This window comes from Oxalobacter vibrioformis, from assembly GCF_027118995.1.
Classification (GTDB): domain Bacteria; phylum Pseudomonadota; class Gammaproteobacteria; order Burkholderiales; family Burkholderiaceae_D; genus Oxalobacter; species Oxalobacter vibrioformis.
Genome location: NZ_CP098242.1, coordinates 2104603 through 2121643 on the forward strand (window position 1 = coordinate 2104603; position 17041 = coordinate 2121643).

Sequence of the window (17041 nt, forward strand, 5' to 3'; positions counted from 1 at the left end):
AAGCTTATCCCGAATTAAAAAAGAGGGGAACAGACATTATGGTTTTTGTCGCCGGCTATCAGGATCAATTATGTTGATAGGGTCAAGTTCTAATCCCTTCATGTATTCGTGATATTCATCAGGATCCACTTCAATAAGAATCCCCTCCTCGTTTTCTGCCCAGTGATTTGTGCCTTTTACTTCACGTAATTTGATAGAGGGATTTTCACTCTTACTTTCATGAGCTTTTGAAACATCCCTAATAGAATTATTATCCTTCTGCTCATAGTCCTCCATCATCCCCTTGAACATCCGCTCCTTCCACTCATTGCTGAAATTGTTATTCATCATGATGAGGCCTGCGCGCTGGTAGGCTGGCAGTGTGTTGGCGACTTCGCCAATGAGAAAATTCCAGCTTTCGACGGCGCCGCCAGCGCCACCGCCCTGTATGAGGGCTTGCATCAGTTCATCGGAACGGGCATTAAAGGAGGCGATGCCACTCATGATGCCCATGGCGATGTTGCCGACAGGGCCAGCCGGGTTTTTGGCCAATTCGATGGCAAGGCCAGGTAGGTGCTCTCCCGCAAATGATTCCCTGAGCCATTTACCAGCGGTTTTGATACCCAGATCAGGGCGGTTTTTCCAGTCTATGTCGCCGAGTGCCGGGATATCGGTGGTTTTGATGGCAGCGATGTCTTTTCTTTCCTGGTTCATCCATGCTTTTTCTGCCTTGTGGTCAAGGTATTTACCTTCGGGATCAATGACCTTGTCGAGGAGGTATTTGTTTTCTGCTGCTGAGAGTTTGAGACCTCTCCATGTTTTCTCGAGGCCGTTTAGGGTATCCGGGTCGGGGTTTTCAAAGTCTTCTGGATGTCCATGTGCTTCTCCGTTGTTTACGGCATCCACCGCTTTCTCATGATTGCCGGTGGTGTAGGTGTTGTCGAGGTAGTCGGTGATGCCGTCCCTGATGACGCCGGTGGTGTTGACGAGATCGGCTTCAGGCGTGGCAATGAATGGCTTTTTGTTTTTTGCGGCTTCGATGACGCTGTTTTTGAAAGCGCCTGTGAGATTCACCAGATCATCTTCTGCAGCGGAAACGGGTACCTTGTTTGTGACGGCTGTTTTGATGGTCTTCACGGCGGGCTCAACCAGATTGTCGATAGTCCTGTCACTTAAGGGTTTAACGAGCTTTCCCATGTCATTGTACGGGTAAGTGCTGGCAGGGGTGTTGGCTGCCGGATTGGCCGTAAGGGGTTGATGTTGTTTCAGGGGGGCTTCTGTTTTCCCCATCTGTTGTCGCACGTTTTTTTGCCAGCCTGGGAGATCGGGTGTTCCTGACGGGTCACGTGTTACAGAAGGTGTGGCGCGGTTGTTGAAGAAATCGTCTATGCGCTTTTTTTCCTGACGCTGATAAAAGCTGTTTTGTGCCGCGTCTTCGACCATGTTGCTAATGTCGTTTATGGTGCTATCGGTACCCGGGAGTGACGGGGCAGCGGGTATCTCGGGCAGGGGAAGGGGGGGGTACGGGTTGTCTTGCCTTTTCTTCAGTGGATAAATGCCAGGGAAGGTTTTCCCGTAATGCTCTGGCCGCCGGAGTCTCATCCTCCCAGATGTTGTAATCCGGACTGCCCAAAAGATTTTGTTTCATGGTATCTCCTCTCGATTGTATCGTATTGGGTATTGCGCTTTGCGCGATATGGTTTCGTCGTGAATGCGTTGCTATACCACTATACGTCTGCAGCCAACCCCTTAAGAACATTTGTCCAATGTTTATCATGGCGCGTCGGAAAGCCTTTGTTCATGCGGGTGTAGAAGGTAGGGGCAAACGCTGTTTTTGAAGAGGTTTTTTCCGGGTAAAAGTTTTCCGGCACGTCATCAGTAAAAGGCGTATCAGTTTATCAACTGATGGAATCGATCGATAGCCGCCGCCCGATTAAAAAAACGGCAGCCTGTGACGGGCTGCCGTTTTTTCGGGTGCTGCGATGTTATGCGCCGCCTGTCTTGCAGATCTGGCGCACTTTTTCGGCGGCCTTGACCATGTTGGCAAGTGACGCGCGGGTTTCTTCCCAGTTGCGGGTCTTGAGTCCGCAATCCGGGTTGACCCATATCCGCTCAACAGGCATGGTTTCCACGGCTTTTTTCAGCAGGCTTTCGATTTCTTCTGCTGATGGCACGCGCGGGCTGTGGATGTCGTAGACGCCAGGGCCTGCCTCATTGGGATAGGCATTGTCGGCAAAGACGTCCAGGAGTTCCATGCCGCTTCTGCTGGCTTCCAGGCTGATGACATCGGCGTCCATATCGGCGATAGGGTCGATGATCTGGTGGTAGTCGCAGTAGCACATGTGCGTGTGGATCTGGGTCTGGTCCTGCACCCCGCTGGTTGCCAGCCGGAATGCCTCGACGGCATAGCGCAGGTATTCATCCTGGTGGGCCTTGCGAAGCGGCAGGCCTTCGCGAAGCGCCGGTTCGTCCACCTGGATGACCTTGATGCCTGCTTTTTCCAGATCGACGACTTCATCACGCACAGCAAGCGCCAGCTGTTTCAAGACGGTTTCCTGGGGGATATCGTCGCGCACGAAGCTCCAGCAGGCAATGGTGACCGGGCCGGTGAGCATTCCCTTGACGGGCTTGTCGGTGAGTGACTGGGCGTAGGTGATCCATTCCACGGTCATTGGACGCGGACGGGACACATCGCCATAAAGAATGGGCGGCTTCACGCAGCGGGTGCCGTAGCTTTGTACCCAGCCGTTGGCGGTAAAGGCAAAGCCGGCCAGTTGCTCGCCGAAATATTCCACCATGTCATTGCGTTCGGCTTCTCCGTGAACCAGCACGTCCAGGCCAAGCTTTTCCTGTTCGCGGATGGTTTCTTCAATCGCTTGTTTCATGGCTGCCTGATAGTCGCTTTCGCTGATCTTGCCGTTTTTGAACTGGCTGCGGGCGCCGCGAATCGCCGGGGTTTGCGGGAAGGAACCGATGGTGGTGGTGGGCAGGATATCCAGCCCGATGGATACGCGCTGGCTCTCGATCCGATCAGAATAGGCTTTGGACCGGTGCAGCATGGCCTGATCGACAGCCGCGACGCGTTTTTCGACAGCGGGGTCGTGCAACAGCGGGCTTTTTTCACGGGAAATCTGTGCCTGGCGGTTTTTTTCCAGTTCGGTAACAGCCCATTCCGAGGGGGAGTCATCCACGGTTTCGGCAATGAGACGGATTTCCGCACATTTCTGTTTGGCGAAAGCCAGCCATTCTTTTACCTCTGCCGGGAGGTTTTTCTCGGCATCAAGGTCAACCGGGCTGTGTAAAAGTGAGCAGGAGCTGCCAATCCAGACCCGGTTCCTGCCCAGGGCGGCAACGGCTTTTTTCGCTTCGGCAATGGCGTGTTCTGCATTGACCTTCCAGACGTTGCGCCCGTTGACGAGGCCCAGCGACAGCGAAATGTCTTTGGTGGCCTTGCCGTCAGCAATGAGTTTGAGTGCGCGGTCAAGGTCCTGCGGCGCGCGTGCCAGATCCAGGTGGAGCACGTCAACCGGCAGGGTAATCGCCGTGACCAGGTTGTCATCAAATCCGGCGAAATAGCTGGCAAGAATGAGAACGGCTTTCGTTGCACTGCGCAGCCTGGAATAGACGTCGGGGAAGCTGGCCCGGATGTCCTCGGGCAGATCAAGGGCGAAGATGGGCTCATCGATCTGGATGTACGAGCAGCGGGTGCTGAGTTCGGCCAGGATGCTGATATAGGCTTCGGTCAGGGCATGGAGGAATTGCCACTTGTCGCTGCCGTCCGTGGTCTTGGACAGCCACAGGAAAGAGAGCGGGCCCGGGATGACGGCTTTGGGGGTATAACCCGCAGCAATGGCTTCATCGATCTGGGCCAGGAGTGGCGAAACATCCGGTTTGAAGACGGTGGGGGCTTCCAGTTCGGGGACGAGGTAGTGATAGTTGGTATCGAACCACTTGGTCATCTCGAGAGGGGTGACGGCGTTTGCCCCGTCTTCGCCGCGTGCCATCCTGAACATGCGGTTGACGCCGGGCGCATCGCCTGCAAAGCGCGGCGGAACAACGCCCAGCATGAGTGCCATGTCGAGGATGTGGTCATAGCTGGAAAAATCGCCAACAGGCAGGATCTGGATGCCGGCTTCTTTCTGGATGGCCCAGTTTCTCAGGCGCTGTTTTTTCCCTCCATCAACCAGTTCCGGCAGGGTAAGGGTGGATTTCCAGTAATTTTCAATGAGGGTTTTCTGTTCACGGTTTTCACCGATCCGGGGAAAACCCAGGGTGTGTGTACGCATGTTATCTCCAGTTGTTACAGTGATCAACACACGCGCAAATGGCCGCCCTGAGGTGGCAAGCAAGCCCGGTTTTCAGCGGAATAATTCCGGTAAAACCCTCCCATGGCAAAGCTGCCAGAGGAAAACTGCCTGCGCCCAAAGGCGTAAACGTGCAGCCATCCCGCCTCTCATAAGGGCGTGGATGGTGGCATGCCGATTTCCGGTTCGCGCGGTTTCAACAATTCACGTTCGGGACGTCTTCCGACTTACGGGTACTGCAACAACTGTCCGGCATCCTTCCCGACTATGGGACCTGTTGGCACAAAGAAACCAGCTGCAAAACCACTGTGTCACCAATGGCGGTGTTGCAGCGAGAAATCCAAGCTTGACGTAGGTCGACTACGCCTGCGCTCGTCTTTCCCGCTGCGCCTTGCCCTTTGCAACACATTGGTTTTTCACAAATGGCATCCTTGTGTCAACAGGCCCCTGCCAGTGAATACCGGACGGATTACCCCGCTTACGGCAGCGCGTCTGTACCGGATTTGCACCGGTTTCCGTTTCCCGATCGCTTGCCTTGCCGGAAACGATGAAGCTTCTTTCCGGCAGAGGGTTACTATATCATTGTTTGACTCTGTGAGGCACAATCCGGCGAAGGGCTGAGCCTACAGCCAGTGCCGCGGGTAATGGCGGTTTTCGGCTGATGAGAGGTTGTTGACCAAGAGGGCAATGGCCAGCATGATCAGTACCCCCACAAGGACAGGGGAAAGGGCATAGCCAAAGCCCAGTTCGCGGATGGACGGACCGCCGATAACGGCGATTAAGGCGGTGGCGCCGCCCGGGGGGTGGGTAGTGTGCGTTGCCATCATGAGGGCAATGGCAACCGAGACAGCCAGTGCTGCCGCCAGGGGCTGGTTTTCGGGGAAGAGCATAATGGCGGCAACTCCTGTGAACGCAGAAATAACGTGCCCACCGATAAGGTTGCGCGGCTGGGAGAGGGGCGCTTCGGGTGCGGCATAAAGCAAAACGGCGGTGGCGCCGAAAGAGCCGATCAGGAAAAGATTGTCGTTTTTCTGGATGCCCATGAGATGGTTGAGTTGCCAGATGGCGTAAATGCCGGCAAAGGCGCCAAGCCAGGCCCAGAAGATGTCGGAAAGCGGCTTGCGGGTGTATTTTCCCGGGGTGCCCCGCATTTTTCTGAAATAGCGTTTCATGATTTTTCCTGTGAGGACCGGTATATTGCCTTAAAATGAAAGTTACGCCCGAATCCCCGGGCCTGTTTTTTCCGGATGACGATGCGACTTTCTGCCAATACACGGTATGCGATCCGAGTGATTTTTGAGCTGGCCCTGGCCGAGGGGCCATTGCCTATTCCTGCGTTGTCCGAGAAAGCCGGTATTGCCCAGCGTACGGTGGAAAATATCCATACTGTCCTGCGCCAGCATGACATTACAGCAAGTACCATAGGGGCAAAAGGCGGTATCCACCTGGCGATGCCGCTTTCCCGGATCAGCCTGGGGCGGATGGTGACGCTTTTTGATGACGGGGTCGAATTTGCCGTATGCTTTGGCAACAAATCCAATGACTGTCCGCGCCAGCTCGTGTGTGATACCCGTTCGGTGTGGGGCAGTGTCTCAAACCGGATACAGCAGGAACTGGACGCGGTTTCGCTGGATTCGATCCTGACGCAGTACCGGCGCGAGGAAGAGAGAGAAAAGCCTATCTTCATCCACGGCATCAACCGGTAACGCAACGCGGTTTTTTCTGCTGCCAGTGCTACTCCCGTTTTTATCCATTGCGGCATGTGCTGTCCCGGTCATTTTCCATGGACAAGCTTATCAATAGGATGATGCGAGAAAAACCCTGTTCCAAAGGGGGCTTTCCGTTTTTCGCCCGCTGTCGGCAGGTAAAATACAGGCCGGAAATAAATATATTGCCATTCTGTATAAAAAATCAGGGTTTTCAGGATAGAAAATATTTCTTTGTGGAAATAATTGTGGTTAAATTATCACCATAAGTATATAAACGCTATTGTTAATCCAACGGCAACAGCATGAGCAGTGAGGAGGAGGTGCTCAAGGATCCCAAGCCTGAAACCGAGGAAGGTTTCAAATACATCAACAAGCGATATGCGGCAGCGCTGCTGGTAACCGCGTCGCTGCTTTTCGTCAGCCAGGTGATCATCCAACTCACCATCATGAATATGAAGAGCGACGCACGCGTGGTGAATCTGTCCGGCCGGCAGCGGATGCTGAGCCAGAAGATCACCAAATCAGCGTTTGGCGTGGTGAAGGCGCAAACCGGGGCGGAGCGCATGGTGTATGCTGCTGAGCTGGAAAGTGCCAAGGAAATATGGGAAAAGACCCATAAGGCGTTGCATTATGGCAGCAGGGAACTGAAGCTGCCGGGAGATAACAGTGCGGCGGTGAATGCGCTTTATGGAAAGATGGAGCCGCATTATGAGGCCATGATCCATTCCGCAGAAATGATCATTGCCCTTTCCCGGGAGCGGGCGGGGTCAGAGGCATTGCTGCCATATGTGAGAACGATTCGCGCCAATGAAATTCATTTTCTGGATTACATGAACCGGATAGTCTTCCAGTATGACGAGGAATCCAATTTCAAGCTGCTCATGCTCCAGATACTGGAGTTGTCCATTCTTTTCGTCGCGCTGGTGGTGCTGATTTTCGAGTGGCGAATCGTGTTTAAGCCCGCCCAGAAGGAAATCCGGGAAGGCTTTGAAAATATCCGGAAAAATGAGAAGTACCTGAACCAGCTCTTTGAAACCTCGCCGTCGATTACGATCCTTTTTGACGGGGAAAGCTTAAAGGCGGTGAAATACAATGCGATGGCCATCCAGCTGATCCGCGAGTGGCTGGGGATCGAGCTGTCTGAGGCGACGTCTTTTGCCGATATTATGCCTGGCGTGGATGATCCGGATCTCCCGGTGCGTCTGCTGGAACGGATACGCGGCGAGAAGGAGTTTTCCAATCTGGAAGTGGGGATTTGCCCGGATAGGGTTGTCATGCTTTCCGCCAAGACGGTTCAGTCCGGTGACAGGGAGCTATACCTGATCGGGCTGTCGGACATCACGACGGTCAAGCAGATGGCTACCTTTGATGGGATGACCAACATGCTGAACCGGCGCGCCGGCATGGAGCTTCTGAATTATCTTTTCGAGCAGGATGCCACCCGACAGGTGTCGATCGGCATCTGTTTTATTGATATCGATAATCTCAAGATGGTCAATGACGAGTATGGCCACCAGGAAGGAGACTTTTACATCCAGTCCGTGGCACAGGCCGTGCATGATGTCGTCGGAAAACGCTACAAGAGCATCCGCTATGGCGGGGATGAAATGATTGTCCTGGCCGAAGGCGAGGATATCAACGGCTTTGAAAGCCAGATTGATGCGGTGAAGGACCGCCTGGAAGCGATCCGGAAAGCGAACGCAAAATCCTACCGGATGAGTATCAGTTATGGTTTTGCCTATTATCCGCAAGGCAACAGCACGACGTTTACCGAACTGATCGAGGAAGCGGATTTCAATATGTACGAACACAAGAAGCAAAAACGTGCAGCCCGCCAGCAGGCTCTCACCGAAGCCACGCGCTGAATATCACCCTGTTTTCCGGAACACAACAAAAATACAGAAATATCCGGGAAAATAGTTTCCTTTTTTTTCAAATTATTGTTAAATGTAGCTTAATGGGTTTCCTTGAGGCATCTTTTTGATGGAAAGGTGGCTAAAAGCACGGCATTGATTGAGTAACGGCGGCGGCTTTCCCTGTACACCCCTGACCGACCTGGTTGTGGCAACCCCGCTTTTTTGGTGTTGTCTTTTTCGTTTCTGGTAACCGGGTATCCCTCTTCGTTCCGGTTTTGCTATTCCTTTTTTGCAGAACATTTATTTTTGAAAAGGCAGAAGAATGAAAATTGGTGTGCGTCTTATCAGCGGATTTATTGCAGTGCTTTTTCTGATGCTTGTCCTGGGGGGTACCGGCCTGTGGGAGATGAAAGACATCATGACATCGTCCAAGCGTATCGACCAGACCATTGCGTGGGAACGGGAGGGCCGTGAGTGGAAGGAAAATGTTGAAAAGCATGCTATCTACGCTTATGCGGCGACGAGAGCCGCCAACCAGTCCAATTATGCATACTATAAAAAGCAGATGGATGCCCCCATGAAGAAAGTGGATGTCCTGATGGAATCCATGGATGCCGTTGAAGGCGAGCCGGAAGAAGATGCGGTATATGCGGAAGCAGAGGCGCTTCATGAGGAATATATCAAGATCGTTGATGAGATGCTGGAACTGTACGAGGCAGGCAACCAGGAAGCAGCCATCGAACTGGCCGACAAGCGCTTTATTCCGGTAAGGGATGCTTATCTGGGCAGGGTGGAACGGTACAAGGAAATCGAGGTAGAGATAACCCAGCGGGCGTCTGACAATATTGTCAGGATTTACAAGGAAAGCCAGCTGACAATGAGCGCTATCATGGTAGTTGCTGCCATATTGGGATTGCTCATCGCCTGGCGTTTGACGGCAGGCATCACCCGTCCATTGCGTGAGGCGGTGTCACTGGCGGAGCGGGTGGCAGGAGGCGACCTGACCAGCCGGATCGAGGTTACCGGCAAGGACGAGACAGGGCAACTCATGCACGCCTTGAAAGGCATGAACGAAAGCCTGCTGCAGACCGTATCCCAGGTGCGGATGAGCGCAGATGCGATCGCCACCGCCTCCGCAGAAATCGCCTCCGGCAACCAGGACCTTTCCAGCCGGACAGAAGACCAGGCCCAATCCCTGCAGGAAACCGCAGCCTCCATGGAAGAACTCACCTCCACCGTTCGCCAGAACGGCGACAACGCCCGCCAGGCCAACCAACTGGCGGGCTCTGCCACAGACATCGCGGTCAAGGGCGGAGAAGCCTCTGCGCGAGTAGATGAAACCATGGGCATCATCGACTCCTCTGCCAGAAAAATCGTCGACATCATCAGCGTCATTGATGGCATCGCCTTCCAGACCAACATCCTGGCCTTAAATGCAGCAGTAGAGGCTGCCCGCGCAGGAGAGCAGGGCCGTGGATTTGCCGTTGTCGCCACCGAAGTCAGGAGCCTTGCCCAGAGAAGCGCCTCAGCGGCACGTGAAATCAAGACACTGATAGATGACTCCGTCGAAAAAGTCAGCACCGGCAGTGCCCTGGTCAAGGAATCCACAGCGACCACCCAGGAAATCGTCGACAGCATCCGTCAGGTCAACGACATCATGAACGAAATCACCGAAGCCACCCAGGAACAGGTGCGTGGCATCGAACAGGTCAACCAGGCAGTAACCCAGATGGACACGGCCTCCCAGCAGAATGCGGCACTTGTAGAACAATCAGCGGCAGCAGCCGAGAGCCTGCAGAACCAGGCGCAAAACCTGGTGAATGTGGTGAGCGTCTTCAAGACAGGGCAGGATCATATTACCGGGGCAGGCGGGACAAAGCCCAAAGCCGTAGCGGGCAAAAAGCCTGCGGCGGCGTCGCTGGTGAAAAAGGCAGCGGCGTTGCCGAAACCGGAAGCGGCGCCCAAGGGTGCGGTACCGAAAGCGTCAACTGACAACGAAGAGGATTGGGAAGAGTTTTAATTGCCCTGACAGGAAGGCTCAGGCAACGACCGGGTATTTCTGTGGTGGCACCTGGTTTTCAATGCCGTCGAGCATGTTAAAGAGCAGCATGACGGTGTTATCGTTTTTGCCATCCAGCCCGGTGTTTCCCCCAGAGAGAATCCGGTCCAGGAAATAGAGTGGCGGACAGCAGTAGAGCGCCTGGGGTGAGACAAGGTAAATGCCCTGTACCTCATCCCCGAAATCGAGGTATTGCCATTGTCACTGGTACCGGCGCGCTACCATCATGCCCCACAGGCAGCCGAGCTGGAGGGCATATTCCCTTAAATTTTCCGGATCATGGTTTTCTGACAGCAGCCTGTCCACGGCGTCACGGATTTTTCCGACCACAATTTCCGGCGTTTCATTGCCGGACAGGGAAAGAAAGGCGTTGGCTTCCCCGGTCTTGTTATTGATGGCGCTGGTGAAATCGTCATTCAAGGGGGAAGCGGTTACTTCTGTGCTCATGGGAAAGTCCTTTACGAGCAGGGCAGGGGGTTCAGGGCTGGCTGAGAGGAAGGCCGAAGGCGAGAAGTTCCTTGCGCAGCCTGTCGGGGTCGGTGAAATGCAATGCCTGAAATCCCGCCTGGCTGGCGGATGTGATGTTGGGCATGGAATCGTCAATGAAAATGGTACGGGCCGGATCAAGCGTATAACGCGAGATCATCAGGCGGAAAATCGCCGGGTCAGGCTTGATGAGCCGCTCTTCCCCGGACACGAGGATGCCTTCAAACCAGTGCAGAAAGTCGAACATACGGTGCGCGACAGGAAATTTTTCAGCCGACCAGTTGGTCAGGGCTAAAATCCTGACGTCTTTTTCTTTCAGTTCCCTGAGAATATCGACGGTACCCTCAATGGGGCCAAGGATGGTTTCTTCCCATCTTTCGTCGTAAGCGCGAATGAAGGCTTCCTGTGAGGGGTGGCGGCCAATGGCTTCTTTTATGGCTTCTGCCCAGGTACGGCCCCGATCCTGTTCTTCGTTCCAGGCTGGAGGGCATACTTCGGTGAGAAAGGTTTCCATGGCGTTTTCATCATCACCAAAAAGCCTGCGGTAAAGATTGCGCGGGTTCCAGCGGATGAGGACATTGCCAAGGTCAAATACGACGGTGGGATGGAGTGACATAGTTTGTTTTCCGGGCGGTGAAATGCTGATTATGCCACTTGAGCCCCGATGAGGCCAATGGGGATTCTCCTTGCATTGAAGCGACAAGGCGGTCCAGCATGGGGGTATAGTCAATCGGGTTTTGGGCCTGCCACCGGAACTGGAGGTACAGGGTGTCGCTGTCGCTGTTTTTCAGCACAATGAGATAGGTCCGGCAGCGCTGGTTTCCCTGCAGGCTTGTCGAGGCGTATACGGTATGGCTGTTAACCGTGAATTCATTGATTTTTTTTCCGCCCTGGCGCGTGATCAGCAGCTCGGTTGCCGCTTCTTTTGTTTTCCAGCGGGACGATCCGGTGCTGATTTGTCCGGAGATGGCTTTTGTCTCCAGGCAAACGCCTTTCGTGGTTTCTGACAGGATGAATTGTGCCGGGTAGGCAAAACGTACATTGCCGACTTCGCAGGAGGCAGTGAAGGTGGTCTCAAATTGTGTCGTCCACGCGTCGAAAGCTTTCGCGTGACTGGCGGGAAGAATACCCGCACAAATGACAAGCAAGAGAGATAAAAAGAGGGTGCGTGTTCGCATGATGTTTTTTCCGTGGATGGGTTTTTATTGTACGGTTTCGCGTATTCATCGATGAAACGAATAAGGACAGGGAGCATTGATAGATGGTGTGAATAAATCGCATGTGAAAAGACAATTTCTCTTTTGCCCGGTGGTTTTCTATAGTGGATGCAACAGCACTTGAGCTGGAAACTTTGAAAAACCAACAAGGAGAAACACCATGGCTTATCTTGAAATCACTCTCAAAATCGCAAACGAAAACCGTCCGGCTACCGCAGGGGTATACAACGAATACAAGCAGCCCTTCCTGACACAGATCACGGGTGCCAAATCCAAGGAACTGCTGATCCGCGATGAGGATGTCCAGGTACTGCACGGCTTTGATACCACTGCCAATGCAAATGCCTATCTCGGCTCGGAGATGTTCAATGCGGATGTGGTAAAGGGGCTGGCCCCTTACCTGACGGCTGATCCGGAAATCCGTATCTACGACGTGGCGTAATGTCTGACGGCGTGAAAGGCCCATCCGTTCCAGGGGGCTTTTCACGCTTGCTGAAAAATGCTTTATGCCCTCTGAAGGTTTCGGCCCGGAGGGAAAGGAGAAAGAAAATGTGTCAGTTTATTGAAGGTAACAAGTATACCGGGGAAGTATTTTATGGCGGTTGCGGCTGTATGGATACGGTCAGTATCACTGTCCAGAAAAGGCATGATGATTCGATTACATTTGAAGAGAAATTCGGCAATACAACGATTCGTGTCGCTGAGGCAAGCATCCAGTCGGAAGACAGCTGGAGTGAATACATTGGGACAGCGGATGATCGTTTTTTCGCCTATGCGGATTATGTATAAGAAATTTTTCATCAGGCAAAAGGACTGAACGGCCAAAGCCATAAGCGGTCGATCGACAATGGGGATAAAGCCCTGAGAGAGGCCGCAAGATTGCCTATCTGGAAAAGATCAAAGATATCCGCAAATCATCTTTAAGCGCACAACGGAAAATCTGTACAAAGAGCAGGAACGTTGAAGCGCTAAAAACATTTACTGCGAGAAGAATAAAAAAAGTACATATTTGTTTAGTTCAGTGTGCCAATATCTCTATACAATTGTTTTAAATGATCGGTTCATACATGAAAGAATTAATGTGTATGTTTTCTGGTGTCATCAAATTTACTCTTTCAATGATTTTCATATTATTTTTTTCATTAATATTAGTCATATATAATTTTTTATATTTTCTTATGAGCTTTCCTGTTTGGTTGCTATTTATATTATTAATAAAATTTAAATCATTTATTTTATTAATCAAGAATTCTTCAGTCTTTAATCTTATAGCAATTGACAGCGCTATTTTTTTATCAAGTTCTATTCCTTCTGATGGTTCGAGAATTAGTTTTTCCGCAGCTTCGTAAATAATTTGCTTAACAGTTGAATCTAATCTTTCGTTTGGACAATTTAAATTGTCGCTTAGAATTTCTCTAAAATTTTCCAAAAGTTCTTTAATTGTAATAGTATCTGTATCACTTTTGATATGCAAAAGTGATGTAAGCTTGTTTTCCACTAAGCTGTTTCCGCAAAATTCTGCAAGATTTCTCACAAAGGGTATCATAGCAATGAGATTGTGAGAATTGTTCAAATCATGGAATTTTGTTTTCCATGAATTAAATGGATTTTGATACATTGTTTCTTGTTCTAATTTTATTCCATTCTCATCTTTGACCGCATGGTATCTGGTTCCATTAAGCTCTAACCTGCTACTTATGGTTCTATAAAAATCATAATTATGTGTCAGGATTAGTTGATAAAAGTCACCTTCATTTAAAATATCATGTAAATATTCTACAATTGCATATTTATTTTTATAGTCAAATGAATCGGCCACATCATCAATTACAAATAAAGTTTTTATATTAGCTGATTTTCTTGCCTCGATTTCAAATATTATATTTAATATGTATAAAGCTCTTTTCTCGCCATTGCTTAAAACGTCAATCAAATCATCTCGATCTACAGGTACCGGTATGGTATTTTCATCCATTTCCGTAAACTCAAACTTTATATTAGGAGTAATATTTTTTAATATGACATCTTCTTGATTTTCAATTGAAACTTTAAATGGAACGGAAAATCTTTCGTTAAATATGTATAAAACTTCCTGCCATTTAGTGGCTTCAAGGCTTGCTTGTCTAGTAATTTCGTCAATACGGGCCTTGCCTGCATTATACTCAGTCATTAATGCTTCATATAAATTTTTATGCTTTACGAGATATGCTTTCCATAAATTTTCTTTAAATAAATCAATGTTTTTTAATTCTATTATTATTTCAGGCTTGCTTAATAAATACTCTCTAAATTCCCTCAATGCAGCATTTTTATCCATTTGCTTTCCAATTTCTTCAAAGCATTTTATTAATGCTGGATCATTAAGAATATTTTCTTTTTCTTCTTTAATAATGTTTTCTAACTCATTTTCATCTAAAACTTCTTTTTTTGTTGTGCTTTTATTTAAATATAATGAGTGATCAGCTTTGAAAAAACCATGATTTTTTAAAATTTCTGCAATCGAACTGGCATGATAATGATTGAAGATGCCTTTTTTGAAAAAGGTAGATTTACTTAATAATTGATCATAAGTCTCGGTATATTTCTTTAATTGCTCAATTACATCTTTTCTTTGTAAAAAAGTTTCAATTTGTGGGGTAAATATTTTTGAATATAAAACATCAGATAAAATTGTTAACGATTCGTCGTGAATTTCTTTTTCGACTCGTCCTAATGCTATGTAAAGCTTATCTTCTACTCGTGCAATATCTTTTGAAATTGATTCTTCAATTTTGTTTTTCAATCCGGAGTCTTTGCGGAGTTCTTTAATTAACTCATCTTTTCTTTTTTCTATAGATTTTAAAATTTCGTCATATTCTGCTTTTAGTCTTTGATTAACTAATAATGTGGAAATTCTATTAGATTCGTATTTTGGAATATAAGGTTCTATAACAAATATATTTTCAGCAGGAATTTCATTGCCATTTTCGTCTAGAATTTCTCTAGAGGTTACCCTCGCTGTGTAGATACGATCTGCCGATAATAATCCTTCAGAAAAATCCTTAAAGGTCTTGGCAAGCGAAGATTTCATAGCGCCATTTTGCGCATAAATAACATTTGCTTTGTTGCGTGTAAAGTCAAACTCTTTTTTGAGAGATTTGATTCCATAACAGTTTTGCAGATCGATACATAGGCGCTGCATATATTCCTCCAACAGTAAGCAAATAATCTAATTATAAAACGGCAAGCTCAATAAGGAAAAAAGCCCCCGGTATGCCTGGCAACCTCAAACCAGGCATACCGGGATGGCAAATCTCCCGCTATGGGGCTTCATGGGGACCCCGGGGAGCGCACTTTACACCTGCACACTTCAGGGGTAACGGGCCAAGGCAGTGTGTGCGGTCTGCGCTGGCCGAAAGTATTACCGGCTGTGATGGTTTTCGGCCACTTCCTGCCAGCCATAAGGACGGCATCCGGCGTACCGGTTCACCGGCTGTCCGGTTCTTATGCTGATGCCAGCCTGGTTTTCGCGTTCGATACGGTTGTCATCAGCCGTGATGTAGCCGCAGGCCCAGAGGGTGATGCCGGCCAGTGTCAGAAACCACGGACTCTTGTAAAAATCGGCGTTCATCGTTTTCCTTTGTCTTGTCAGCTGTGCTATGCGCTGTATCTTTCGATCTGGTCCTGTGCTTTTTGCTCGGCGATGAAGCCAATGGATTCTTCCGTCATTTTGCGGACCAGTTCGTGCATGCCATAGCGGTCTCCCCTGATCGATGCGCGAATGATGTCGACGATCATGATGTCGCTGATATAGCGGCCGATGTGACTGGCGACTTCAAGCGCGGCCTCATCATTTCGGGAAATAGCGTTCCTCAGGTGCGTGGCATTGATCCGGGTGAGCCTTTTCAGGCGTTCTTCCGATTGGGCCTCTTCATTTTTGGGGTCAGCCGACTGCCGGGGGGGCGGCCCCCAGATGACCGGATCAGACCAGGCAGGTTTGTCGTATCGCATGTTGTCTCCATCAGGCCTTCAGCCTCGTTCGGTTCGTTTATGGCTATATATTAACCATAAACGAACCGTTAGTCAATTGTTTTAAGCCATAAATGGTTAATTCGTGGTAAAAAGGTTGTGAAAAAGAGACGCGAATACCTGGCAGCCTGAAGCTGCCGGGGAGAAAAGAGAGTCTGTCGCGGGTGATGCTTAGGGGGTGATGCGGATGTGGAGTTCGACGGGGCAGTGGTCGCTGCCGGTAATGTCGGGGTGAATCGTGGCGGCGGTGACATCCTTCATCAGGCGGTCAGATACAACGAAGTAATCGATCCGCCACCCGACATTATTGGCGCGGGCATTGCTGCGAAAGCTCCACCAAGTATAGGCATCGCGGGCATCGGGGTGCAGGGCACGGAAGGTATCGGTAAAGCCCGCAGCAAGCAGTTCGGTCATTTTCGCGCGTTCTTCATCGGTGAAGCCGGCGTTTTTTCGGTTGGACTTCGGGTTTTTGAGGTCGATCTCTTCATGGGCAACATTAAGGTCGCCGCAGAGGATGACAGGCTTTTCCCTGTCCAGACTCTGCAGGTAGCGGCGAAATTCATTTTCCCAGCGCATGCGGTAATCGAGCCGTGCAAGCCCCTGCTGTGAATTGGGGGTGTAGACATTTACGAGGTAAAAGGTGCCAAATTCCAGCGTGATTACCCTGCCTTCGTTATCGTGTTCGGCCATGCCGATGCCGTAGGTGGCGGCGAGGGGCTTTTTGCGGGTGAAGATGGCGGTGCCGGAGTAGCCTTTTGTTACCGCGCTGTTCCAGTACTCTTCATAGTCCGGCAGATCGATGATGGCCTGTCCCTGCTGCATCTTGGTTTCCTGCAGGCAGATGATGTCGGCATCGAGCCGGGCGACGGTATCAAGAAAGCCTTTGCCCAGTGCGGCGCGAAGGCCGTTTACATTCCAGGAGACGAGTTTCATCGGGATGATTTATTTTTCGGTGTGTTTTCGTGACAGGCCGGGTGAAGCGGCCTGAGGTGTCCTAAAATGCGACCGGCTTGTAGGTACTCTCAAATACATCCGGCTTGCAAAGCAGGTGTTCTCCTGGCGCGCTGGTGATAATGTAATCCCCCGGCGAGACCGGCAGCAGTCCTTCTTCCTCTGTTTCAATGGCGTATACCAGGGTGACCATGTCGCCGATGGCATATTCCCAGGCGGCATAAATAATCGAATCTTCCCTGACAGTGCCTTCCGGTGTAACCAGTATCTTGACCACTTCGGGGTGATCTCCTTCCTTGAACCACTGGACCGCATCAACGACGGTGCCTTCTCCTGCCTTTTGGTATTTCATTTGTTTTCCTCATGCTCCCTGAATTTATGACAGACATCCTGACGATGGCAGGTAAGGCTGCACTGCTTTCACCTCCGTCACCCGCAAGATGTCTCTATTGTACCTGTAGACATCATGCAA

Annotated in this window: 17 protein-coding genes and 1 riboswitch; of the genes, 5 read left to right on the forward strand and 12 right to left on the reverse strand. The window is 50.3% G+C overall.

Annotated elements, in window-relative coordinates; genetic code table 11:
- Window positions 1-36: 36 nt before the first annotated feature.
- The 4 genes from NB640_RS10310 to NB640_RS10325 form a co-directional block, all read right to left on the reverse strand.
- Window positions 37-1281, reverse strand: coding sequence for a hypothetical protein (locus tag NB640_RS10310; RefSeq protein WP_269308618.1), 1245 nt, complete (start codon window positions 1279-1281; stop codon window positions 37-39).
- A gap of 163 nt (window positions 1282-1444) precedes the next feature.
- Window positions 1445-1627 (reverse strand): hypothetical protein, encoded by a 183-nt coding sequence (locus NB640_RS10315; protein WP_269308619.1) that lies wholly within the window; start codon window positions 1625-1627, stop codon window positions 1445-1447.
- Between the two features lie 337 nt (window positions 1628-1964).
- A complete protein-coding gene (gene metE, locus NB640_RS10320) occupies window positions 1965-4265 on the reverse strand; it encodes a 5-methyltetrahydropteroyltriglutamate--homocysteine S-methyltransferase (protein WP_269308620.1) in 2301 nt (766 codons plus the stop codon).
- A 213-nt stretch (window positions 4266-4478) separates the two neighbouring features.
- A riboswitch (cobalamin riboswitch) is annotated at window positions 4479-4841 on the reverse strand.
- Between the two features lie 65 nt (window positions 4842-4906).
- Window positions 4907-5455 carry an HPP family protein gene (locus NB640_RS10325; RefSeq protein WP_269308621.1) on the reverse strand — a complete coding sequence of 183 codons (549 nt, stop codon included), beginning with the start codon at window positions 5453-5455 and terminating at the stop codon, window positions 4907-4909.
- An 81-nt stretch (window positions 5456-5536) separates the two neighbouring features.
- On the opposite strand from NB640_RS10325, the gene NB640_RS10330 reads away from it, so the two are divergent.
- The 3 genes from NB640_RS10330 (at window position 5537) to NB640_RS10340 (ending at window position 9868) form a co-directional block, all read left to right on the forward strand.
- Complete coding sequence (locus tag NB640_RS10330) at window positions 5537-5989, forward strand: RrF2 family transcriptional regulator (protein WP_269308622.1); 453 nt, start codon at window positions 5537-5539, stop codon at window positions 5987-5989.
- 305 nt (window positions 5990-6294) lie between these two features.
- Entirely contained in the window at window positions 6295-7857 is a 1563-nt protein-coding gene (locus NB640_RS10335; protein WP_269308623.1) for a diguanylate cyclase, read from the forward strand.
- 313 nt (window positions 7858-8170) lie between these two features.
- Window positions 8171-9868 carry a methyl-accepting chemotaxis protein gene (locus NB640_RS10340; RefSeq protein ID WP_269308624.1) on the forward strand — a complete coding sequence of 566 codons (1698 nt, stop codon included), beginning with the start codon at window positions 8171-8173 and terminating at the stop codon, window positions 9866-9868.
- Window positions 9869-10108: 240 nt separating this feature from the next.
- Here NB640_RS10340 and NB640_RS10345 read toward each other — a convergent pair whose 3' ends face one another.
- The 3 genes from NB640_RS10345 to NB640_RS10355 are packed head-to-tail and all read right to left on the reverse strand — an operon-like array spanning window position 10109 to window position 11571.
- Window positions 10109-10354, reverse strand: a complete 246-nt coding sequence (locus tag NB640_RS10345; protein WP_269308625.1) for a hypothetical protein — start codon at window positions 10352-10354, stop codon at window positions 10109-10111.
- 31 nt (window positions 10355-10385) lie between these two features.
- Window positions 10386-11009, reverse strand: coding sequence for an HAD family hydrolase (locus NB640_RS10350; protein ID WP_269308626.1), 624 nt, complete (start codon window positions 11007-11009; stop codon window positions 10386-10388).
- Window positions 10981-11571, reverse strand: a complete 591-nt coding sequence (locus NB640_RS10355; protein WP_269308627.1) for a hypothetical protein — start codon at window positions 11569-11571, stop codon at window positions 10981-10983. The genes NB640_RS10350 and NB640_RS10355 overlap by 29 nt, the downstream gene beginning before the upstream one ends.
- Window positions 11572-11770: 199 nt before the next feature.
- On the opposite strand from NB640_RS10355, the gene NB640_RS10360 reads away from it, so the two are divergent.
- A complete protein-coding gene (locus tag NB640_RS10360; RefSeq protein WP_269308628.1) occupies window positions 11771-12052 on the forward strand; it encodes a hypothetical protein in 282 nt (93 codons plus the stop codon).
- A 107-nt stretch (window positions 12053-12159) separates the two neighbouring features.
- On the forward strand, window positions 12160-12399 hold the full coding sequence (locus NB640_RS10365; protein WP_269308629.1) for a hypothetical protein: 240 nt from the start codon (window positions 12160-12162) through the stop codon (window positions 12397-12399).
- A gap of 259 nt (window positions 12400-12658) precedes the next feature.
- On the opposite strand, the gene NB640_RS10370 is transcribed toward NB640_RS10365, so the two are convergent.
- The 5 genes from NB640_RS10370 to NB640_RS10390 all read right to left on the reverse strand — a co-directional run bounded on the left by NB640_RS10370 (window position 12659) and on the right by NB640_RS10390 (window position 16921).
- Entirely contained in the window at window positions 12659-14791 is a 2133-nt protein-coding gene (locus NB640_RS10370; RefSeq protein WP_269308630.1) for a hypothetical protein, read from the reverse strand.
- Between the two features lie 219 nt (window positions 14792-15010).
- Window positions 15011-15220, reverse strand: coding sequence for a hypothetical protein (locus NB640_RS10375; RefSeq protein WP_269308631.1), 210 nt, complete (start codon window positions 15218-15220; stop codon window positions 15011-15013).
- Window positions 15221-15246: 26 nt separating this feature from the next.
- Window positions 15247-15600 (reverse strand): hypothetical protein, encoded by a 354-nt coding sequence (locus tag NB640_RS10380; protein ID WP_269308632.1) that lies wholly within the window; start codon window positions 15598-15600, stop codon window positions 15247-15249.
- A 189-nt stretch (window positions 15601-15789) separates the two neighbouring features.
- Entirely contained in the window at window positions 15790-16551 is a 762-nt protein-coding gene (locus tag NB640_RS10385) for an exodeoxyribonuclease III (RefSeq protein WP_269308633.1), read from the reverse strand.
- Window positions 16552-16612: 61 nt separating this feature from the next.
- A complete protein-coding gene (locus tag NB640_RS10390; protein ID WP_269308634.1) occupies window positions 16613-16921 on the reverse strand; it encodes a hypothetical protein in 309 nt (102 codons plus the stop codon).
- Window positions 16922-17041: the final 120 nt, after the last annotated feature.